This is a genomic window from Phaeovulum sp. W22_SRMD_FR3, from assembly GCF_052113705.1.
Taxonomy (GTDB): domain Bacteria; phylum Pseudomonadota; class Alphaproteobacteria; order Rhodobacterales; family Rhodobacteraceae; genus JBGQOG01.
Genome location: NZ_JBGQOG010000008.1, coordinates 93,885 through 113,537, shown reverse-complemented (window position 1 = coordinate 113,537; position 19,653 = coordinate 93,885). Strand labels below are relative to the sequence as shown.

The 19,653-nt window shown below is 64.6% G+C and carries 20 protein-coding genes; 9 read left to right on the top strand and 11 right to left on the bottom strand.

The features are described 5' to 3' along the window. Positions 1–39: 39 nt before the first annotated feature. Positions 40–1,665 carry an FGGY-family carbohydrate kinase gene (locus ACEN2S_RS12460; protein ID WP_441866481.1) on the top strand — a complete coding sequence of 542 codons (1,626 nt, stop codon included), beginning with the start codon at positions 40–42 and terminating at the stop codon, positions 1,663–1,665. Beyond that, entirely contained in the window at positions 1,666–3,255 is a 1,590-nt protein-coding gene (locus tag ACEN2S_RS12455) for a fucose isomerase (protein ID WP_441866480.1), read from the top strand. It begins immediately after the preceding gene. Positions 3,256–3,258: 3 nt separating this feature from the next. Here the strand turns inward: ACEN2S_RS12455 and ACEN2S_RS12450 are convergent, their stop codons facing one another. Continuing rightward, complete coding sequence (locus ACEN2S_RS12450) at positions 3,259–4,305, bottom strand: LacI family DNA-binding transcriptional regulator (protein ID WP_441866479.1); 1,047 nt, start codon at positions 4,303–4,305, stop codon at positions 3,259–3,261. Positions 4,306–4,461: 156 nt separating this feature from the next. Here ACEN2S_RS12450 and ACEN2S_RS12445 point away from each other — a divergent pair, with 156 nt between their 5' ends. Both ACEN2S_RS12445 and ACEN2S_RS12440 read left to right on the top strand, forming a co-directional pair. Then, positions 4,462–5,586, top strand: coding sequence for a fatty acid desaturase family protein (locus ACEN2S_RS12445; protein ID WP_441866478.1), 1,125 nt, complete (start codon positions 4,462–4,464; stop codon positions 5,584–5,586). Between the two features lie 22 nt (positions 5,587–5,608). After that, the gene (locus tag ACEN2S_RS12440) at positions 5,609–5,920 is read left to right on the top strand and encodes a MocE family 2Fe-2S type ferredoxin (protein WP_441866477.1); all 312 of its coding nucleotides are present in this window, start codon (positions 5,609–5,611) and stop codon (positions 5,918–5,920) included. Positions 5,921–5,922: 2 nt separating this feature from the next. On the opposite strand, the gene ACEN2S_RS12435 is transcribed toward ACEN2S_RS12440, so the two are convergent. From ACEN2S_RS12435 to ACEN2S_RS12420, 4 genes are all read right to left on the bottom strand, one after another. Continuing rightward, positions 5,923–6,852 (bottom strand): AEC family transporter, encoded by a 930-nt coding sequence (locus ACEN2S_RS12435; RefSeq protein ID WP_441866476.1) that lies wholly within the window; start codon positions 6,850–6,852, stop codon positions 5,923–5,925. A gap of 166 nt (positions 6,853–7,018) precedes the next feature. After that, on the bottom strand, positions 7,019–8,053 hold the full coding sequence (locus ACEN2S_RS12430; RefSeq protein WP_441866475.1) for a Gfo/Idh/MocA family protein: 1,035 nt from the start codon (positions 8,051–8,053) through the stop codon (positions 7,019–7,021). Further along, a complete protein-coding gene (gene aroQ / locus ACEN2S_RS12425) occupies positions 8,050–8,490 on the bottom strand; it encodes a type II 3-dehydroquinate dehydratase (RefSeq protein ID WP_441866474.1) in 441 nt (146 codons plus the stop codon). Before aroQ ends, ACEN2S_RS12430 begins: the two co-directional genes overlap by 4 nt. Before the next feature lie 13 nt (positions 8,491–8,503). Next, a complete protein-coding gene (locus ACEN2S_RS12420; protein WP_441866473.1) occupies positions 8,504–9,220 on the bottom strand; it encodes a GntR family transcriptional regulator in 717 nt (238 codons plus the stop codon). A 215-nt stretch (positions 9,221–9,435) separates the two neighbouring features. On the opposite strand from ACEN2S_RS12420, the gene ACEN2S_RS12415 reads away from it, so the two are divergent. The 3 genes from ACEN2S_RS12415 to ACEN2S_RS12405 are packed head-to-tail and all read left to right on the top strand — an operon-like array spanning position 9,436 to position 12,237. Then, on the top strand, positions 9,436–10,428 hold the full coding sequence (locus ACEN2S_RS12415) for a sialic acid TRAP transporter substrate-binding protein SiaP (protein WP_441866472.1): 993 nt from the start codon (positions 9,436–9,438) through the stop codon (positions 10,426–10,428). 9 nt (positions 10,429–10,437) lie between these two features. Next, positions 10,438–10,941, top strand: coding sequence for a TRAP transporter small permease (locus ACEN2S_RS12410; RefSeq protein ID WP_441866471.1), 504 nt, complete (start codon positions 10,438–10,440; stop codon positions 10,939–10,941). Next, positions 10,942–12,237: a TRAP transporter large permease gene (locus ACEN2S_RS12405; RefSeq protein ID WP_441866470.1), complete on the top strand. Its 1,296-nt coding sequence runs from the start codon at positions 10,942–10,944 to the stop codon at positions 12,235–12,237. 17 nt (positions 12,238–12,254) lie between these two features. Here ACEN2S_RS12405 and ACEN2S_RS12400 read toward each other — a convergent pair whose 3' ends face one another. Continuing rightward, complete coding sequence (locus ACEN2S_RS12400; RefSeq protein ID WP_441866469.1) at positions 12,255–12,947, bottom strand: GntR family transcriptional regulator; 693 nt, start codon at positions 12,945–12,947, stop codon at positions 12,255–12,257. A 125-nt stretch (positions 12,948–13,072) separates the two neighbouring features. On the opposite strand from ACEN2S_RS12400, the gene ACEN2S_RS12395 reads away from it, so the two are divergent. Beyond that, entirely contained in the window at positions 13,073–13,900 is an 828-nt protein-coding gene (locus ACEN2S_RS12395) for an inositol monophosphatase family protein (protein ID WP_441866468.1), read from the top strand. Here ACEN2S_RS12395 and ACEN2S_RS12390 read toward each other — a convergent pair. Further along, complete coding sequence (locus tag ACEN2S_RS12390) at positions 13,884–14,834, bottom strand: LysR family transcriptional regulator (protein ID WP_441866467.1); 951 nt, start codon at positions 14,832–14,834, stop codon at positions 13,884–13,886. The two genes, ACEN2S_RS12395 and ACEN2S_RS12390, sit on opposite strands and share 17 nt — an antisense overlap. 103 nt (positions 14,835–14,937) lie before the next feature. Here ACEN2S_RS12390 and ACEN2S_RS12385 point away from each other — a divergent pair, with 103 nt between their 5' ends. Then, entirely contained in the window at positions 14,938–16,173 is a 1,236-nt protein-coding gene (locus ACEN2S_RS12385) for a urate hydroxylase PuuD (RefSeq protein ID WP_441866466.1), read from the top strand. Positions 16,174–16,192: 19 nt separating this feature from the next. On the opposite strand, the gene rfbA is transcribed toward ACEN2S_RS12385, so the two are convergent. Genes rfbA through rfbC form a run of 4 tightly spaced genes read right to left on the bottom strand, consistent with a single transcriptional unit; the run spans position 16,193 to position 19,531 of the window. Further along, complete coding sequence (rfbA, locus tag ACEN2S_RS12380) at positions 16,193–17,074, bottom strand: glucose-1-phosphate thymidylyltransferase RfbA (RefSeq protein ID WP_441866465.1); 882 nt, start codon at positions 17,072–17,074, stop codon at positions 16,193–16,195. Continuing rightward, entirely contained in the window at positions 17,071–17,916 is an 846-nt protein-coding gene (gene rfbD / locus ACEN2S_RS12375) for a dTDP-4-dehydrorhamnose reductase (RefSeq protein ID WP_441866464.1), read from the bottom strand. The genes rfbA and rfbD overlap by 4 nt, the downstream gene beginning before the upstream one ends. An 11-nt stretch (positions 17,917–17,927) precedes the next feature. Next, positions 17,928–18,971 carry a dTDP-glucose 4,6-dehydratase gene (gene rfbB / locus ACEN2S_RS12370; RefSeq protein WP_441866463.1) on the bottom strand — a complete coding sequence of 348 codons (1,044 nt, stop codon included), beginning with the start codon at positions 18,969–18,971 and terminating at the stop codon, positions 17,928–17,930. Then, complete coding sequence (gene rfbC / locus ACEN2S_RS12365) at positions 18,971–19,531, bottom strand: dTDP-4-dehydrorhamnose 3,5-epimerase (RefSeq protein ID WP_441866462.1); 561 nt, start codon at positions 19,529–19,531, stop codon at positions 18,971–18,973. Before rfbC ends, rfbB begins: the two co-directional genes overlap by 1 nt. Positions 19,532–19,653 lie beyond the last annotated feature (122 nt).

The following is a 19,653-nucleotide window of genomic DNA, read 5'->3' as shown; positions in this document are numbered from 1 at the left end:
GTTTTGCGCCGCAACAGAGACGATGGGGCAGGGGGGCTCATGCAGCATTTTATCGGTGTGGACGTCGGCACGGGCAGCGCGCGGGCCGGGGTCTTTGACGCCACGGGGCGGCTGATCGGCACCGCGCAGGCCGCAATTGACACGACGCGGCCGCAGCCCGGCTATGCGCAGCAAAGCAGCCGCGGGATCTGGGCGGCCGTCGCGCGCGCGCTGCGCGAGGCCATGACGCAGGCGGCGATTCCGGCGGACTCTGTCGCGGGCTTGGGCTTTGATGCGACCTGTTCGCTGGTGGTGGCAGATGCCACGGGCGGCCCGGTTTCAGTCTGCCCGCAGGGCGGGGTGGATCAGGATGTGATCCTCTGGATGGACCACCGGGCGATTGCCGAAGCGGCGGCGATCAACGCCACCGGGGCCGAGGTATTGGCGCATGTGGGCGGGGTGATCTCGCCCGAGATGGAAATGCCGAAACTCCTCTGGCTCAAGCGGCATCTGCCGCAATCCTGGGCGCGGGCGGCGGCGTTTTGGGATCTGCCCGACTGGCTGGTCCACCGTGCCACGGGGGCGCCGGCGCGATCGCTCTGCTCTGCCGTGTGCAAATGGACCTATCTTGGTCACCGGGGCGCTGCGGGCGAGGGATGGGATGATGCCTTTTTGCATGAGATCGGCCTTTCGGACCTGACGGGCACTGGTCATGCGATGATCGGCGAGGATTTTGCCGCCCCCGGTGCGCGGGTGGGCGGGCTGAGCGCTGAGGCGGCGGCAGAGTTGGGCCTTGCGCCCGGCACGCCGGTCGCCGCCGGGATGATCGACGCCTATGCGGGTGCCCTGGGCACTTTGGGCGTGGGGGCAGGAGGGGCCGATCTGGCCGGACGCCTCGCGGTGATTGCGGGCACTTCGGCCTGTCACATTGCCCTGACGGATGCCGCTGTCTTTGTGCCGGGCGTCTGGGGGCCGTATTTCTCGGTGCTGGTGCCGGGACTATGGGCGAATGAGGGCGGGCAATCCGCCGCCGGGGCGCTGATCGACACTGTCATCGACCGGCACGGCGCGGCGGCGGGCGCCCGGGCCGAGGCGGCGCGCCAAAACGTCTCTGTTCATGCGTTTTTGCAGGCGGAACTGACGCGCTTGGCAGCCGGAGGCGACACCGCCCCGCTGAGCGCGGGCCGCCATATCCAACCCGATTTCCACGGTAACCGCTCGCCCCTGGCCGATCCGACGCGGCACGGGGCGATCTCGGGGCTGACGCTGGAGCATGGGCTGGCAGATCTGGCGCTGGACTATCTCGCCGTGGTGCAGGCTCTGGCCTATGGCACGCGGCACATCCTGCAGGAAATGACCGGCGCGGGGCTGGTGGTGGATGTGCTGGTGGTCAGCGGTGGTCTGGCGCGCAATCCGCTTTACCTGCGCGAAATGGCCGATGCCACCGGCTGCCGCATCGTCGTGCCCGATCAGGCCGAGCCGGTGCTGCTCGGGGCGGCGATGATGGCCGCCGTCGCGGCAGAGGCGCAGCCCGATCTGCCACAGGCGATGCGGGCGATGGGCGGACCGGGGGCCGAGATCGCGCCGCGCGCCGATCTCGCCGCCTATCACGACCGCAAATATCAGGTGTTCCGCCGCATGCAGGCGGATTTCGCGGATTATGCCGCGATCATGGGAGGGGACTGAATGGCCGAGATCTGGCTGGTCGCAAGTGGCGACCTGCGCGAAAGCGCGAATGTGCAATGCTGGCCCGCGCAGGCGGCGATGGAGGCGCAACTGGGCGCGGTGCTGGCCGAAATGGGCCATTCCTTGCGCCGCGGGCATCCGGTGAAACCGGAGGGGCATGGCTTTATTGCCAGCCAGCGCGAGGGGATGGATATTTTCGCCGGTATTCCACCAGAGGCGCCGCTGATCGTCGCCGAAGCGGTCTGGCAATATTCGCATCATGTGCTGCCGGGGCTGACCAGCCATAAGGGACCAATCCTGACGCTGGCCAACTGGTCCGGTCAATGGCCGGGGCTGGTGGGGATGCTGAACCTCAACGGCTCGCTCACCAAGGCCGGGGTGCCCTATGCGACGCTCTGGAGCGAGGATTTCAGCGATGCCTTCTTCCGCGACAAGCTGGGTGACTGGCTGAGCCAAGGCACGATTCGCCATGACATCGGCCATGTGCGGCCCTTTGATCCCGCCGCCGTGCCCGCCGAAGACCGTGCGCTGGCCCGCGACATGGCCACGGCGCTGCGCCGCGACAAAATCATTCTGGGGGTCTTTGATGAGGGCTGCATGGGCATGTACAATGCCATCATCCCCGATGAACTCCTGATGCCGATGGGCGTGTTCAAGGAACGGCTGTCGCAATCGGCGCTCTACCACGCCACGTTGCAGGTGCCCGAGGCCGAGGGCCGCGCCGCCTATGACTGGATGGTCGCGCGCGGCATGACATTTCATCTGGGCAGCGATCCCGCCAGCGAGCTGACCGAGGCTCAGGTGATCCTGCAATGCCGGATGTATGTGGCGGCGGTGCGGCTGGCCGATACCTTTGGCTGTGAGGCGATCGGCATTCAGTATCAGCAGGGGCTGAAGGATCTGCTGCCCGCCTCGGATCTGGTCGAGGGGATGCTGAACAATGCCGAGCGTCCGCCTGTGACCCGCGCCGATGGCTCGGTGATCCGCGAGGGTGAGGCGATCGTGCATTTCAACGAGGTGGATGAATGCGCGGGCCTCGATGGCGTGCTGATCAACCGTCTGCACAGGGCGCTGGGGCAGCCGGTGGAAACCACGCTGCATGATCTGCGCTGGGGCGACAGGGATGCCTCAGGCAGCCGCGACGATTTCATCTGGGTGTTCGAGATTTCGGGCGCAGCACCCCCCGCGCATCACCCGGGCGGCTGGGCCGGATCGGAAAGCCTGCGGCAACCGGCGATGTTCTTCCCGGCGGGTGGCGGCTCGCTGCGCGGGATCGCCAAGGCGGGCGAGATCATCTGGAGCCGGATCTTCGTCGAGGACGGGCGGCTCAAGATGGATATGGGCCGCGGTCAGGCCGTGGATCTGCCGGAAGAGGAAACCCGGCGGCGGGCGATGGGCACCACGCCGCAATGGCCGATCATGCATGGCGTGCTGACCGGGGTCAGCCGCGATGCGATGATGGCGCGGCACAAGGCCAACCATATTCAGGTGGTCTATGCCACGGATGCGGCGAGCGCTGACCGCGCGATGCTGGCCCGCGCGGCTTTGGCGGCAGAGCTGGGGATTGAGGTCAGCCTCTGCGGCGTCTGAGCTTCACAGGCTTTCGGGTAAAATCAGCACCGGGGGGAGGAAAATCTGCCCCGGTGCCTCGCCTGGCCCTTCGGCCAGTGCCGCGAGGCTGGCGGTGAACAAAGCCTGACAGATCGCCGTCACCGGCGTGTCGATCACCAGTGAGACGAGGCCATCGGCCAATGCGTGCCGGCTGACTTCGGTCAGCTCATTCACCACAATATCCACCCGTGCCGCCCGCGGATTGCCGGCCCGCCGCTCATCGCGGATGGCCTGGATGATCCCCTCCATCCCGCCGCCCGCGCAAAAGATCCCGGCCAGATCGGCATGCCGTGCCAACAGTGACAGCACCGCCTCATAGGCCAGCTGCGGCGTGTCGAGGTTGACCTGGGTGTCGATCAGCGTGACCTCGGGATGCTCTTGCCGGAAATAGCTGCGAAAGCCGGTCTCGCGCAGCTCATGCCCGTGCCAGCGGTGGCCGCCGACAAACAGCGCCACTTTGGCGGGGCGTGCCATGCCGCGCGCCAGCATCCAGGCGGCGGTGCGCCCCACCCGCAGGTTGTTGGTGCCGATATAGGCGGCCCGCGCGCCCTGCGCGAAATCCGACAAGAGCGCGAAAACCGGCACCCCGCGCGCCTTCAGCCCCGCCACCGCCTCACTGATCAGGGGATGGTCAATGGCCACCATCGCCACCATCTGCACCCGCGCCGCCATCGCCTCCAGCGCGGCCACCACTTCAGCCGGGTTCTGGCTCGGCAGATAGGCGGTGGAAAGGCGGATCTTGGCGCGGGGGTCTGCACGCGCGGCCGCCTCGGCCAAGGATTTGAAGCTGCGGTAAAAATCCGCCTCCTGCGCGTGCAGGAGCAGGCCGATATGCAGGCTGCGTTTCGGTGCGCCCACGCGCTTCTCCAAGAGGGGCGCGGCGTGATAGCCGATCCGCTTGGCCGCGGCATAGACCCGGTCGGCGGTTTCCGCGCGCACCGCATGGCGGCCGTTGAGCACCCGGTCGACCGTGGCCACCGAGACCCCCGCCGCCTCGGCCAGATCGTGAATGCGTGGGCGGCGCGCCATGAAATCCCCTCAAATTCTTGCAAGGAATGATGGGATTGTCTGAGGGTTTTTGCAAGATTTCAGGCGAAATCCCGGCAAATAAATTGCCGCGTCACCGCCTGCCCGCCTAGCTGAAGGTCAGAGCCGGACAGTCTCCGGCAGGGATCGGAGGGAAGAATGGCGCAGACCAACCGCGATTATGCGCTTCTGGGGCGGGATGCGAAACGGGCCGAAGAGATCGGACTGGTCTCGGCGGCATGGTATCACACCGACGTGCCGCGCAAGGAGATGAAGGCGCTGATGGCGCGTAGGGATCAGCCGGCGATCCGCGATACCATCGTGCTGTTCAGCGGGATGCTGGCGGCGGCGGTGGCGGGGGTGATGCTCTGGCCCAGCCTGTGGTCGCTGCCGTTCTGGCTGATCTATGGCACGCTTTATGGTTCGGCGATGGACAGCCGCTGGCATGAATGCGGGCATGGCACCGCGTTCAAGACCCGCTGGATGAATGACGCGCTCTATCAGATCGCCAGCTTTTGCATGATGCGCAATCCGGTGACCTGGCGCTGGAGCCATACCCGGCACCATACCCATACGATCATCGTCGGCCATGACCCCGAGATTGTGGCGATGCGCCCGGCGGATCTGTTGAAACTGGCGCTGAACTTCATCGGCATCCTGGATGTTATCGCCGCCTTTCGCGAAATGCTGGCCAATGCGGCGGGATATATGCCCGAGACGGTGAAATCCTTTGTGCCGGAGCAGGAGCGCAGCAAGGTCTTCTGGACCGCGCGGATCTGGCTCATGATCTATGCGGCAACCCTGGCGGCGGCGCTGGCCCTGCACAGTGTTTTGCCCTTCATGCTGATCCTCGGGCCGCGGCTCTATGGGTGCTGGCACATGCTGATGACCGGGCTGATGCAGCATGTGGGGCTGGCCGAGAATGTGCTCGACCACCGGCTGAACAGCCGCACGGTGCTGATGAACCCGGTCAGCCGCTTCATCTACTGGAACATGAATTTCCATGTGGAGCATCACATGTTCCCGATGGTGCCCTATCACGCGCTGCCGCGTCTGCACGCGCTGATCCAACATGATCTGCCGCCCGCGCAACCCTCAATCGCTTCGGCTTTCGCCGAGATGATCCCGGCGGTGCGCAAGCAGTTTCAAAACCCCGACTGGTTTGTGAAACGCACGCTGCCTGCGACTGCAAAACCCTACCGGCCCGAGTTTCATGGTGATCTTGAGCCCGGCCAGCCCACCCCCGGCATTGCCGCCTATCCGCTGCCGATGGCGGCAGAATAACCCAACAGCGAGGAGATGAGACATGCCCTGGATTGACGCCTGTGCGGCAGAGGATATCGACCAAGAAGACCTGATCCGCTTTGACCATGCGGGCCGCACCTATGCGATTTACCACTCCCCCGATGGCGAATTCTTCTGCACCGACGGACTGTGCACCCATGAGGAGGTACATCTGGCCGAGGGGCTGGTGATGGATTACGTCATCGAATGCCCCAAGCATAATGGGCAGTTCGATTACCGCACGGGCGAGGCGAAACGCGCCCCGGTCTGCAAGCATCTGGGCACCTATCCAGCCAGGCTGGAGGCGGGCCGGGTCTTTTTGGACCTGCCATAGGCTTAGGGTGCCAGCAGGGCGATCAGCCCTGAAATGGTGAAGAACGAGGCCGCCGTGGCAAAGATCAGCGCCGTGGCGGTCGCGGCTTCAAGCTTATAGCGCAGGCCGAGCAGCGCGAAGGTGGAGAGCATCGGCGCAGCGGCAAAAATGATCCCGGTGGTTTTCAGCACCGGATCAAGGTCGGGGATCAGACTCAGCCCGGCCCAAACCGCCAACGGATGCAGGATCAGCTTGCTCACCACCACCATCACGATGGGCGGATTGACCAGACGGGCGGTCAGCGTGGCGACGGTGCCGCCGATGGACAACAGCGCCACCGGGGCCGCAATCGGCGCCAGCAGTGCCAGCGTCCGGCTCAGGAAATCCGGCAAATGCAGGCCAAGCGCGGTAAAGGCAAGGCCCGCCGCCACCGCCAGCAGCAGCGGATTGCGCCCCATGCTGGCCAGCGTTTTGCGCAGAGCCAACGCAGGGCTGTGACCGCCCTGCAGTTCCGCCAAGGTCAGCGCCAGCGGGATGATGATCAAATTCTCAACCAGCATCGCCAGCGGCAGCACCTGAATGGCAGGCCCCTCGCCGACCACCGTGGTGGCGATCGGAAACGCCATGAAGGCAGAGTTTGAGCAGGACATCCCCAGCGCGATCATTGCCGCCGGGGCCATCGGCCGCCGGAAGATCACCCGCGCGGCCAAAAAGCCAAAGGCAAAGACCAGCAGCGACCCGGCCAGATAGCCGCCGATGAAATCCCAGCGCAACGCCTCGCGGATCGGCAGGCGGCTGATCGCCAGAAAGATCAGTGCGGGCATCGAGACGCGCAGCACCAATTGACCGATGGGTTTGAGATCGGCGGCGGATACATAATCCGAGCGCACGATCACATAGCCCAACCCGACCAGCAGATAGATGGGCAGGGTCAACAGCAGCAGCGCGAGCATGATCGGTCCTTTGCGCAAGCGCCGGGCGGCGCGGCCGCCGCAGCGCCACCGTTTTTCCGCGGGAAGAAACCGGGCGCAGGGCGCAGGGAAGGGGGCAGTAACGGCGCCGGGCAGGGCCGCCGCAGCGCGCGCCGGCCCATTGCGTCAGCAGGACGGCGCGCGCGTTTCACAGCAAGATGCGGCGATGCTCGGCAGCGGCGGTCTGAATGGCCGCAATGACCTCCAGCGTTTTCAGCCCTTCGCGCGCCGACACCAGCGGCGCCTCGCCCTCGCGGATGACGCGGGCGAATTGTGCGATCTGCAGCACCAGTGGATCGCCCGAAACACGCGGCGCGGTGCGGGAGGCCAGCGGCGACCACCAGCTGCGCTTTCCGGCATGTTGCCAGATCCGCCCTGCGGGCAGCTCAAGCGCGCCTTCGGTGCCGCCGATCAGATAGCAGGCCTGATCGGTCTTCGGATAGGCGGGGTTCTCGCCCGTGGTCATTTCCCAGCTCCAGGGGGCGGGGATGGTGTCCGAGATATTCGCCGTTCCCAGCGCGCCATTGACGAATTCCAGCGTCACCACGCAGCTGTCCTCGATGGCGTGCCCGCGCGCGGCAGAGCTTTGCGCCGCCTGCACCGCCCGGACATCGCCCACCAGATGCCGCAACAGGTCGATGTCATGCGCGAGGTTGGTCAGGATCGGCCCGGCCCCCTTTTCGCGCCGCCAGGGAATGTCGAAATAATCATCCGGCTTGACCAGCCAGAACATGGAATGCGCCGAGACCACCTGGCCGATCTCGCCTGCCTTGATCCGCGCATGAGCGTCGGCAATCAGCGGGTTGTGGCGGCGGTGATGGCCGGTCAGCAGCGGCACGCCAGCGGCTTCACCCGCCTCGACCAGCCGCCGCGCCTCTGTCAGATCCGTGGCCAGCGGTTTTTCCACCAAAGCAGGCAAACCGGCCGCCACGCAGGCCAGCCCGCCCTCGACATGCATGTTGTTCGGCGTGGCGAGGATGACGCCCTCGGCACATCCGGCATCGAACAGCGCGGTCAGATCGGCGAAATAGGGCACGCCAAGGCCCGCCGCATAATCGGCGGCGGCGGGCATGGGGTCGACAATGGCGGCGAGTGTGGCGCCGGGGCATTGCGCGATCGCATCCACGTGGCGCTTGCCGATCAGGCCCGCACCGGCAACCGCAAGGCGGACTGGCGCACTCATTTGCTGACCAGAGTGCCGATGCGGCGCACGGCGGCCTGATAGCCCTCGGTTCCGAGACCGGCGATCACCCCGTCCGCCCGCAGGCTGACATAGGAATGGTGACGAAAGCTCTCGCGCTTGTGCACGTTGGAGATATGCACCTCGATCACCGGCCCCTCAAAGGTGTTCAGCGCATCGAGAATGGCCACAGAGGTATGGGTGAAAGCGCCGGGGTTGATGATGATGCCGCAGGCCTCCTGCCGCGCCTCATGGATGGTGTCGATGACCACGCCTTCGTGGTTCGATTGGAACAGCTTGACGCTCATGTTCTTTTCGGCGGCAACGCGGGCGCAATCGGCCTCGACATCGGCCAGCGTCTCGCGGCCATAGATCTCGGGTTGGCGTTGGCCCAGCAGGTTCAGGTTGGGACCGTTCAGGATATAGATCGGCTTGGTCATCTCAGGCTCCGGTTCAGAAATGGCGTGTCTCGGGAAAAGCAACGGCGGTTTCGGGCAGCCGGTCCGCGAGGCACTCGGTCAGCCGGGCCCCGTTATGCGCGAAATGGTCGCGCAGCAGGGAAACGGCGGTGTCAGCATCGCGTGCCACGGCGGCTTCGGCAATGGCGCGGTGATCGGCGGCCAGCGTCGGATCGCCCGCCACCGGCGGCGCCATCCGGCGATAGCGGTCATGCAGCATCTGCAGGCGGGTGCAGAGCGCCAGCAACATCGGGCGGCGGCAATCGGCGATCAGCGCATGGTGAAAGTTGCGGTGCGCAATTTCCCAGGCGGCCAGGCTGTCGGGGCGGGCGGGGTCGATCTCGCTGCGGGTCAGCCGGTAGAGCGCGCCCATCAGATCGCTTTCCCAATCCAGCGTCCCCTCGTTCACGCAATGCCGCAGGGCGAGCATGGTCACCTCAATGCGCAGTTCGATGACCTCGCGCAGTTGCGACAGCGAGGCTGAAACCACCCGGTAGCCACGCTGATCCTCGGATTCGACCAGCCCCTCAGCCACCAGCCGGCCCATCGCCTCGCGCAGCGGGCTGGCCGAAACGCCCATCGCTTCGCGCAGCCGGTCCAGATTGATCTTGGCGCCGGGTTCCAGCCGGCCGGCCAAAACCTCCTCGCGCAATGTTTCGGCCAAACGCGACGCAATCGTCGCCTTACGGCCCGTCCTCGCCTCAATCGCCATGACGACTCCTTCTCCCTGCGTGTAGTGTGGCGCGGTGTGTCGTCGATGAAAAGATGAATAATCGTTATTTTTGACAACCTAAGATTTTTTCCGGTCAATCGTTTTAATATGCGCTCACCTGTCGCTTTTGCTAGACAGCCCGGTCGAATCTTGGCAACGATTGACCGAGCGCATCTCCGGGGAGGGAGGTGCCCCAATGGTGAGGGAGGAATACCATGACATTTTCCATGACGCGTCGCGCGATGCTGGGCGCGACCGCCGCCGCTGCTTTCGCCGCGAGCACCCGTGTGGCGCTGGCCGCGAACATCACGCTGCGGATGGCCACCGCCGCCTCCGAGACCGATCAGCGCTGCGTCGCGCTGGCCGAGGTCTTTGGCCCTGCCGTCGCCAGTTTCGCGACCTATGAACCCTATTACAACGGCACCCTGTTCAAGCAGGCGACCGAGCTTGAGGCGATCTCGCGCGGCAACCTCGACATGGCGATCACCTCGGCACAGGAACTCGCCACCTTCCTGCCGGAATTCTCGGTCTTCACCGCGGGTTATCTGCACCGCGACGCGGCGCATCAGGTGGCGGTGTTCAACGATCCGCTGATGGACCCGTTCAAGCAAAAGGCCGAGGATGAGCTGGGCGTGAAGCTGCTCACCGTCATGTATCTGGGCCGCCGTCAGCTGAACCTGCGCACCGAAGGCGAGATCAAGACCCCGGCCGATCTGAAAGGCATCAAGCTGCGGATGCCGGGCACCGACGCCTGGCAGTTCCTGGGCACCGCGCTTGGCGCCAACCCGACGCCGATGGCCTTTGGTGAGGTCTATACCGGCCTGCAAACCGGCGCGATCGACGGGCAGGACAACCCGCTGCCGACCGACCGCGACTCGAAATTCTACGAGGTCACTAAGCAGATCGTGCTGACCTCGCATCTGGTCGACCTCAACTATCTGGCGATTTCGAAAAAGGTCTGGGACAGCCTGACCCCGGAACAGCAGGCACAGATGCAAAAGGCCGCCGACGATGCGGCTGAATCGGGCCGCACCAAGCAATTGGCGCTGGAAACCGAGCTGGAGCAGTTCTTCAAGGATCAGGGGCTGAAGGTCTACACGCCCGATGTTGACGCATTCCGCACGCATGTGCAGGCGGAATATCTGAAATCGGAATATGCCGCGGCCTGGCCGGAAGGCATCGTTGATAAGATCAACGCAGCAAAATAAGGGGGTCCCATGCAGCACCTGATCACGGGGCTGCGCCGAGGAGCCGAGGGCGTGGCGGCAGCAATGCTTGCCGCCATGTTCGCCACCTTCATCGCGCAGATCGCCGCCCGCTATCTTTTCAATTTCCCTGTCGGCTGGACGGTGGAACTGTGCCTGACGCTCTGGTTGTGGCTGGTGCTGTGGACCTGTGCGTTCTGCCTGAAAGAGACCGACCATGTGAAATTCGACCTGATCTACAGCGCCGCCCGACCCGCGCGGCGCCGGATCTTTGCGATGATTGCCGCGGCCTCGATCGTCATCGGTTTGCTGGTGGCCCTGCCCGACAGCTGGGGCTATGTCAGCTTTTACCACATCAAGAAAAGTGCGACCCTGCGCATCCCGCTGGACCGCATTTTCATCATCTACATCGTTTTTTGCGTCGCCCTGATTGCCCGTTATGGCTACGGCCTCTACCGGCTTTTGCGCGGCGAGTTTCCGCCCGAGGCACCTTTGGTTCCGGGCGAGGAGATCTGAATGAGCATCGCATTTCTCATCTGCCTCGTCGCGCTCTTCGTGCTGGCGGGGCTGGGGGCGCCCATCGGCTATTCGCTGCTGATCTCGGCCATCGTCTATCTGGCGATGATGGGGGCCGATCTGTCGCTGGCCGCCGAGCAGCTGATCCAGTCGATCTATGACGGCTATATCCTGCTCGCGGTGCCCTTGTTCATCATCGCCGCCAACATCATGAATGCGGGCACTGTCAGTGACAGGCTGCTGGCGTTCTGTGTGGCGCTCGTGGGCCGGTTCCGGGGCGGGCTGGGGCATGTGAACATTGTCACTTCGCTGATCTTTGCGGGCATGTCCGGCTCGGCCGTGGCCGATGCGGCGGGTCCGGGCAAGATCATCATCGGCATGATGACCAAGGACGGGCGCTACAGCCGGTCTTATGCGGCGGGGATCACCGCCGCCTCGGCCACCATCGGGCCGATCATCCCGCCCTCGATCCCGATGGTGATGTATGCGCTGATCTCGGATCAGAGCATCGGCTATCTGTTTCTGGCGGGGATCGTGCCGGGCTTTCTGATGGCGCTGATGCTGATGGTGATGAACTATTTCATGGCCGCGCGGCATCACATCGTGCAAGAGGCGCCGGTGCCGCTGCGCGAACTGCCGCGGCTGACCTTCCGGGCGATTCCGGTGCTGCTGATGCCGGTGATCCTGCTGGGCGGCATCTATGGCGGGGCCACCACCCCGACCGAAGCCGCCTCGATCGCCGCGCTTTATGCGCTGATCCTGGCGGGGCTGGTCTACCGCGCGCTGAAGGCCAAGGAGCTCTACCGCGTCTTTGTCGACAGTGCGAAACAGGCGGCCACGGTCGGCATCGTCATCGGCTGCGCGCTGATCTTCAACTATATCGTCGCCTCCGAGCGGATCCCCGTCCTGTTGCAAAACTGGCTGTCGGGGATGGATGTCAGCCCGATTGTCTTCCTGCTGGCCATCAACGTCATGCTCCTGGTGCTGGGCTGTCTGCTGGATGCCACCACGATCATTCTGGTGGTACTGCCGCTGTTCATCCCGACCTGCAAGGCGCTGGGGATCGATCTTATCCACTTTGGCGTGGTCGCGGTGGTCAACTGCATGTTGGGGCTGGTGACGCCGCCCTATGGCATCCTTTTGTTCGTGCTGAACGCGGTCACCGGCATCAGCCTGCGCGAGATCATCACCGGCGTGCTGCCCTTCCTCTTTGCCCTGCTGGTTGCGCTGGGGATCCTGATTTTCGTGCCGGATCTCTCGCTCTTCCTGCCGCGTTATTTCGGCTATCTCGGCTGAGAAAGACGTAAATTGCCTCAGGCCCCCGGGATCGTCTCGGGGGCCTTTTGCTGTGCCCGGTAGGCGGCAAGGGCATGCTCGACCCCGCCGTCGATATGCCGGGTCAACACGTCCCGCGCGCGGGAAATGTCGCGGGTGACGGCAGCTTCCAGCAAGGCCTGATGCTCGTCAGCGGCAACCGCGCCGCGAAAGGTCAGGAACAGCATCTGATAGCGCAGGTATTTGTCAAATGCCGCCCCATGCGCCGCCATCAACTCGCCCGAGCCGCAGCCCTCGATCATCACCTTGTGAAACTCGAAATCATAGCGCTTCCATTCGGTGCGGTCGCAGGCCTCGCCCGCCATCATCCGCTTTTCGATACGGCTGAGCTTGTGATGCGCCGCGACCACACGGCTTTCCCATTCGGTATCACCCGCCGCGAATGACAGCTCAAGCGCATGAAGTTCCAGCAGTTTTCGTAAATTTGCAAGTTCCAGAAGATTGGAAACAGATATGGGGGCCACCGCGAAGCCGCGTTGATCTTCGGCCACGACCAGCCCTTCCGAGGCCAGTCGGTTCAGCACTTCGCGCAGGGTCGGGATGCTGGCCCCGTAAGGTTCGCGCAGATCTTCCAGCCGCAGCCGGGTGTCGGGGGGCAGCAGGCCGAATATGATGTTGTGGCGCAATTTCCGATAGGTTGATTGCGCCACGGACGGGCCGTGGACGGTCATGACGAAGGGCTCCTCACTCTGAAAAAGGTTGTCGCATGCAGGGGGCGCGGCTGGCAAGTCCGCGCGCTCTTGCAATCCGCCGCCCCGCGTCGCAGCCTGCGGTCTGACCCCTGAGGAGTAAGCCTTTGGCCTTTGATCTTGCTGAGCGCGCCGAATTCATCCGCATTGCCCGCCATGTTGCCCGCACCGAAGTAATGCCGCGGTTCCGGCAATTGGCCCCGGCGCAGATCAGCACCAAAAGCGGGCCGCAGGATCTGGTGACCGAGGCGGATCTGGCCTGCGAAGCGGCCCTCACTAGCGCCTTTGCCCTGGCCTTTCCCACCGCCTTTGTGATCGGCGAAGAGGCGGTTTCGGCGGGGGCGGTCTCGCTTGACGCGCTGCCGGGGCAGGCACGGGCGATTGTCATCGACCCGATCGACGGGACCTGGCCCTTCGCGCGGGGGCAATGCGGCTTTGGCATGATTCTGTCGGTGATCGAGGCGGGCGAGGTGGTCTTTGGCCTGCATCTCGATCCGGTGATGGATGACTGGATCTGGGCGGCGCCGGGCGAGGGGGCGCATTGGGCGCGCGACGGTGGCACGCGGCCGCTGGCCTGTGGCCCGGACCGGCCTTTGTCCGAGCGGGTGGGGTTTCTGCCGCTGGGCCTCTTTCCGAAGTCGGATCAGCACAGGCTGGCGGCGCTCATGCCCGAGTTTTCGCGCGTGCTCTCGCTGCGCTGTGCGGCGCATGAATACCGGATGCTGGCCGAAGGGGGCGTGGATTTCTGCCTCTCGGGCAACCTCAACGTCTGGGACCATGCGGCGGGCGCGCTGATCGTGACGGAGGCGGGGGGCAAGGTGGCGATGCTGGATGGCAGCCCCTACCGCCCCGAGTTGCGGCAGGGCGCGCTCCTCTCGGCCAATTCCGCCGCGACCTGGGCGGAACTGGCGGATATGTTCAGCTTTCTGCGCTGAGAGCGCGGGCGGGGGGAAATTTCCCCTCTTCCGCCCGCAAACGCCGGGTCAGCCGCGCGGCCATGAAATCGATCAGAAGCCCGATCTTTGGATCGCGCCGCCGGGTGTCGGTGATCAGGCAGGCCAGTGTCACCGGCAGTGGTGGCGTGGCGCGCGCCACCGGCACCAGACGGCCCTGCGCCAGATGTTCGGCAACCTCAAAGACGGGTTTCAGCACGATGCCCCGCCCGGCCAGCGCCCAATCGGTCAGCACATCGCCGTCGTCGCATTCAAAACGCCCGGAGACGCGGAATTTGCGCGGGCCGGTGGCGGTTTGCAGCGTCCAGTGAAACTCGGTGGCGCCGGGGAACCGCAGGTTCAGACAATCATGCCGCCCGCCCTCCAGATCGGCACCACCCACGGGCATGCCGCGCGCGGCAATATAGGCGGGCGCGGCGCAGAGCAGGCGCGGGCATTCGGCAAAGGCGCGCAGCCGCAGGCTGCTGTCGGCGGGGCGGCCGAGGATGAAGGCGACATCAATCCCCTCCGCGGTCAGATCCACCCGCCGGTCGCTCAGCCGCAGCCGCAGGTCGATCTGCGGATAGAGATCGGCGAAGTCAGGGATTTCCGGCGCGATCAGCCGACGCCCCAGCCCGAGAGGTGCCGAGAGATGCAGCAGGCCGCGCGGGGTTTCGGTCAGCGCCGAGACCGCCGCTTCGGCTTCGGTCAACGCGGCAAGGGCGGCAGTGGTGCCGTCATAAAACACCCGTCCCTGTTCGGTGGGCGACAGACGGCGGGTGGTGCGCTGAAAGAGGCGCACGCCCAGATGCTCTTCAAGCTGCGCGATCCGCGCCGAGGTCACTGCCGAGGAAATGCGCAAATCGCGGCCGGCCGCGGACATGCTGCCCAATTCATAGACACGGATGAAGGTACGCAGGGCATCAAGCGAGGGCATTGGCTTGCTTTTTTTGAAACAGCTTTGTCATTGTCAAGAATAGCCGAAGGATGCCGGAGGCGCTAGGATTGGGCGAACAAGAAGAGACGCGAATGGGGGCGGGATGTACGATCTGACGGTATTGTGGGAATGGCTGGGCTTTGCCGTCCGCTGGCTGCATGTGGTGACGGCCATGGCCTGGATCGGGTCATCCTTTTACTTCATCGCCCTTGATCTCGGGTTGCGGAAATCCCCCGACCTGCCGCCCGGCGCCTTTGGCGAGGAATGGCAGGTGCATGGCGGCGGCTTTTACCACATCCGCAAATATCTCGTGGCGCCCGAGGCGATGCCCGAACATCTGACCTGGTTCAAATGGGAAAGCTACACCACCTGGCTCTCGGGCGCGGGCCTGCTGATGATCGTCTATTGGGTCGGCGCGCGGCTCTATCTGATTGATCCGTCCAAGGCGGATCTGGAGGTTTGGCAGGCGATTGCGATTTCGGCGGCCTCGCTGTCGATCGGCTGGCTGGTCTATGATTTTCTGTGCAAATCACCGCTCGGGCGGCGGCCAACGCTGCTGATGGTGCTCCTGTTCCTGCTTCTGGTGGCGATGTCCTGGGGCTATCATCAGATCTTCACCGGCCGCGCGGCGCTGCTGCATCTGGGGGCCTTTACCGCGACGATCATGACCGCGAATGTGTTCCTGATCATCATGCCCAATCAGCGGATCGTGGTGGCCGATCTGAAAGCGGGCCGCAAACCCGATGCAAAATACGGCAAGATCGCCAAGCTGCGCTCGACCCATAACAACTACCTGACGCTGCCGGTGGTGTTCCTGATGCTCTCCACGCATTACCCGCTGGCGTTTGCGACGGAATATTCTTGGGCCATCCCGGCGCTGGTCTTTTTGATGGGCGTCACGATCCGGCATTATTTCAACACCAAACATGCCACCGGCAGCGGGCCGCATTGGACCTGGGCGGTGACGGTGATCCTGTTCCTGACCATCGCCTGGCTTTCCACCGCACCCCTGCGCGATCTCGGCACCTATGACGAAGCCGAAGCCCGCCCGCTGACCGCTTTGGAAGAGAAATTCGCGATGGCACCGGGGTTTGAGGATGCCGAGAGCATCGTGCTCGGCCGCTGCTCGATGTGCCACGCGCGCGAGCCGGTCTGGGAGGGGGTGCATTTCCCGCCCAAGGGCGTGGTGCTGGAAACCCGGGCGGATATTCTGCACCATGCCCCCGAGATTTATCTGCAGGCGGGGCTGACCCATGCCATGCCCCCCGCCAATCTGACCGACATCAGCCCCGAAGAGCGGGTGCAGTTGATCCGCTGGGGGCGGGCGGCGGGGCTCTGACCCCCGCCACCGGCGCGCGTCAGTTTGCTTCGCGCAGGACGGCGGTCAGATAGCGGCCATAATCGCTCTTGCCAAACTTCTTGGCGTGTTCGCGCATCTGATCGGCGCTGATCCAGCCCGCATGAAAGGCGATCTCTTCCGGGCAGCCCGATTGCATCCCCTGCCGCACCGAGAGGGTCCGCACGAAATTCCCCGCATCCAGCAGGCTGCCATGCGTGCCGGTGTCCAGCCAGGCAAAGCCACGGCCCATCCGCTCAACGCTCAGCTTGCCGTCGTGCAGATACATCTCGAGCAGCGAGACGATTTCCAGCTCGCCCCGTGCCGAGGGGGTGACGGCGCGGGCGCGGCGCGGCGCATCGCCATCGAGGAAATAGAGACCGGTCACGGCGTAGTTTGACGGGGGAACGGCAGGCTTTTCGATGATCTCGCGCACGGTGCCATCGGCGTCAAAGTCGACCACACCATAGCGCTCGGGATCGGCCACATGATAGCCGAACACCGTACCGCCATCGGTCTTGGCATCGGCGGCGGTCAGCGTTTCCACCAGACCATGGCCAAAGAAGATGTTGTCGCCCAGCACCATCGCCGAGGGCGCCCCCGCCAGAAACTCCTCGGCGAGGATATAGGCCTGCGCCAAGCCGTCGGGGCTCGGCTGCACGATGTAGGTCAGGCTGAGGCCCCATTGGCTGCCGTCGCCCATCAGGCGGATGAACTGCGCCTGATCTTCCGGCGTGGTGATGATCGCAATCTCGCGGATGCCGGTCAGCATCAGCACCGAGAGCGGATAATAGATCATCGGCTTGTCATAGATCGGCATCAGCTGCTTGGAGACGGCCATGGTCAGCGGATAGAGCCGCGTGCCCGAGCCGCCCGCCAGAATAATGCCTTTGCGTTGGGTCATTTTGAGGCTCCAAGGTCAGAAAGTACATGGTCGAGGCCGTCGCGCCAGTCGGGGCGGGCGAGGCCAAACGTCGCGAGCGTGGCGCAGTCCAGCCGTGAATTGCCGGGCCTCCGCGCCGGGGTCGGATAGGCGCTGGTGGGAATCTCCGCGACCTCGGCTGTCAGTCCGGCGCGGTCAAAGATGGCGCGGGCGAAATCGGCCCAAGAGACATCGGGCGCGCCCGAGAGGTGGTAGATGCCGGATTTTTCCGGCTCGGCAACCAGCCCGCGCGCCATCGCGAGGCAGGCTGCCGCGATGTCCGCCGCCGGGGTCGGCCCGCCGATCTGATCGGCAACCACCGAGAGATTTGGCCGCTCCGCCCCAAGGCGCAGCATGGTTTTCACGAAATTCGCGCCCTGCGCCGAAAACACCCAAGAGGTGCGCAGGATTGCATAGATGCCCCCCGCCGCCTGCACCGCAATCTCGCCCGCCAGTTTGCTGCGGCCATAAGCGCTGAGCGGGCCGGTGGGATCGCCGGGCTGCCAGGGCGCATCACCCGAGCCGTCAAAGACGTAATCGGTCGAGATCTGCACGAAGGGAATCTGCAAGCTGGCACAGGCGCGCGCCATCGCGCCGGGTGCCTCGCCGTTGATGACCGTCGCGGTGGCCTCCTCGGTCTCGGCCTTGTCCACGGCGGTCCAGGCGGCGGCATTGATCACAGCCGCGGGCTTGGCGGCGAGGATGGCGGCAGCGCAGGCGGTGGGGTCCGACAGATCCGCCGCCTCACGCCCAAGGCAGCGGGTGGCGGGGTCACGCGCCAGCGCCCGCGCCACCTGTCCGGTTTGGCCGAAAACCAGGATCATGCCACCTGCATTCATGCCTTGGTGCCCAGCCGTTGCCCCACCCCGGCACGCGCCTGCAGGGGCCGCCACCAGGCTTCATTGTCGAGATACCATTGCACGGTTCTGGCCAGACCTTCCTCGACGGTGACCGAGGGCCGCCAGCCAAGCTCTTCGCGGATGCGTTTGGGATCAATGGCATAGCGCGCATCATGCCCCGGCCGGTCGGTCACAAAGGTGATCTGATCGGCATAGGAGCCGCTGGCCTTCGGGCGCTTCTCATCCAGAATGGCGCAGAGGGTTTTCACCAGTTCGAGGTTTGAGCGTTCGTTCTCGCCGCCGATGTTATAGCTGCGCCCCAGCGCGCCCTTTTCCACCACCAACAGCAACGCATCGGCGTGGTCCTCGACATAAAGCCAGTCGCGCACATTCGAGCCATCGCCGTAAATCGGCAGCGGTTTTCCGGCCAGCGCGTTCAGGATGACCACCGGGATCAGCTTTTCCGGGAAGTGGAAGGGGCCGTAATTGTTCGAGCAATTGGTCAGCACGACCGGCAGGCCATAGGTCTCGGCCCAGGCGCGCACCAGATGGTCCGAGGCCGCCTTTGACGCGGAATAGGGCGAGCGCGGATCATAGGGCGTTTCTTCGGTGAACTGCCCGGTGGCACCGAGCGAGCCGAAAACCTCATCGGTCGAGATGTGGTGAAAGCGGAAAGCCTCCGGCTTGTCCCGCGCCAGCCAATAGGCGCGCGCGGCCTCGAGCATGGTGTAGGTGCCGGTGACATTGGTCGAGATGAAATCACCCGGGCCGTCGATCGAGCGGTCGACATGGCTTTCGGCCGCCAGATGCATCACCACATCGGGCTGATGCGCGGCAAAGATCCGGTCGAGCGCCGCGCGGTCGCGGATGTCAGCCTGTTCAAAGGCATAGAGCGGGCTCTGGGCGGCTTCGGCAACATTCTCCAGACAGGCGGCATAGGTCAGCGCGTCGAGATTGACCACCTGATGACCGCGCGCAATGGCCAGACGGACAACCGCCGAGCCAATGAAACCGGCGCCGCCGGTAACGAGGAGTTTCATCAACAGTCTCCGTAGGTAAAGGGGCTCTCAAAATCAGCGAGGCAGGGCGCTGCGGCATCCTTGGGCGAGATCCCTGCCGCCTCTTCAATGCCCCAGTCGATGCCGATGTCGGGGCAGTTCCAACGCAAGGCGCCTTCGGCACCCTGATTGTAGTAAGCCGAGCATTTGTAGACGATTTCGGTATCTGGGGCGCGCGTCACAAAGCCATGCGCAAAGCCTGCCGGGATCAGCAGTTGCTTGCCGTTCTCCGCCGACAGTTCAACCGCCGCCCATTTACCGTAGCTCGGCGAGCCCTTGCGGATGTCGACCGTGACATCCAGCAAACTTCCGCGCCCGCAGCGCACCAGCTTGGCCTGTGCATGCGGCGGCGCCTGGAAATGCAAGCCGCGCACGGTCCCGGATTTTGCCGAGACGGAATGGTTGTCCTGAACGAAATCAATCTCGATACCGGCGGCTTCAAACACTTTTCGGTTCCAGGTTTCAGCGAAAAAGCCCCGGTCATCGCCAAATCGTCTTGGCGTAACCAGGTAGAGTCCGCCCAGTTCAAAGCGTTCAATCATGCGTTCCGGCCCTTGTTGTCGGTTGTTCAAGTGCTACGGGAATGCGTTCTGCGGCACAAGCGCACTTGGCGCGCGTGCAGGTGGGCAACCGCCGATGGCTGCGGATGACTCGGGGCAAAGAC

Excerpts from the sequence above, each read along its gene's own strand:
- ACEN2S_RS12460 (WP_441866481.1), top strand. The coding sequence starts at position 40 with ATGCAGCATTTTATCGGTGTGGACGTCGGCACGGGCAGCGCGCGGGCC.
- ACEN2S_RS12455 (WP_441866480.1), top strand. The coding sequence starts at position 1,666 with ATGGCCGAGATCTGGCTGGTCGCAAGTGGCGACCTGCGCGAAAGCGCG.
- ACEN2S_RS12450 (WP_441866479.1), bottom strand. The coding sequence starts at position 4,305 with ATGGCGCGCCGCCCACGCATTCACGATCTGGCCGAGGCGGCGGGGGTC.
- ACEN2S_RS12445 (WP_441866478.1), top strand. The coding sequence starts at position 4,462 with ATGGCGCAGACCAACCGCGATTATGCGCTTCTGGGGCGGGATGCGAAA.
- ACEN2S_RS12440 (WP_441866477.1), top strand. The coding sequence starts at position 5,609 with ATGCCCTGGATTGACGCCTGTGCGGCAGAGGATATCGACCAAGAAGAC.
- ACEN2S_RS12435 (WP_441866476.1), bottom strand. The coding sequence starts at position 6,852 with ATGCTCGCGCTGCTGCTGTTGACCCTGCCCATCTATCTGCTGGTCGGG.
- ACEN2S_RS12430 (WP_441866475.1), bottom strand. The coding sequence starts at position 8,053 with ATGAGTGCGCCAGTCCGCCTTGCGGTTGCCGGTGCGGGCCTGATCGGC.
- aroQ (WP_441866474.1), bottom strand. The coding sequence starts at position 8,490 with ATGACCAAGCCGATCTATATCCTGAACGGTCCCAACCTGAACCTGCTG.
- ACEN2S_RS12420 (WP_441866473.1), bottom strand. The coding sequence starts at position 9,220 with ATGGCGATTGAGGCGAGGACGGGCCGTAAGGCGACGATTGCGTCGCGT.
- ACEN2S_RS12415 (WP_441866472.1), top strand. The coding sequence starts at position 9,436 with ATGACATTTTCCATGACGCGTCGCGCGATGCTGGGCGCGACCGCCGCC.
- ACEN2S_RS12410 (WP_441866471.1), top strand. The coding sequence starts at position 10,438 with ATGCAGCACCTGATCACGGGGCTGCGCCGAGGAGCCGAGGGCGTGGCG.
- ACEN2S_RS12405 (WP_441866470.1), top strand. The coding sequence starts at position 10,942 with ATGAGCATCGCATTTCTCATCTGCCTCGTCGCGCTCTTCGTGCTGGCG.
- ACEN2S_RS12400 (WP_441866469.1), bottom strand. The coding sequence starts at position 12,947 with ATGACCGTCCACGGCCCGTCCGTGGCGCAATCAACCTATCGGAAATTG.
- ACEN2S_RS12390 (WP_441866467.1), bottom strand. The coding sequence starts at position 14,834 with ATGCCCTCGCTTGATGCCCTGCGTACCTTCATCCGTGTCTATGAATTG.
- ACEN2S_RS12385 (WP_441866466.1), top strand. The coding sequence starts at position 14,938 with ATGTACGATCTGACGGTATTGTGGGAATGGCTGGGCTTTGCCGTCCGC.
- rfbA (WP_441866465.1), bottom strand. The coding sequence starts at position 17,074 with ATGACCCAACGCAAAGGCATTATTCTGGCGGGCGGCTCGGGCACGCGG.
- rfbD (WP_441866464.1), bottom strand. The coding sequence starts at position 17,916 with ATGATCCTGGTTTTCGGCCAAACCGGACAGGTGGCGCGGGCGCTGGCG.
- rfbB (WP_441866463.1), bottom strand. The coding sequence starts at position 18,971 with ATGAAACTCCTCGTTACCGGCGGCGCCGGTTTCATTGGCTCGGCGGTT.
- rfbC (WP_441866462.1), bottom strand. The coding sequence starts at position 19,531 with ATGATTGAACGCTTTGAACTGGGCGGACTCTACCTGGTTACGCCAAGA.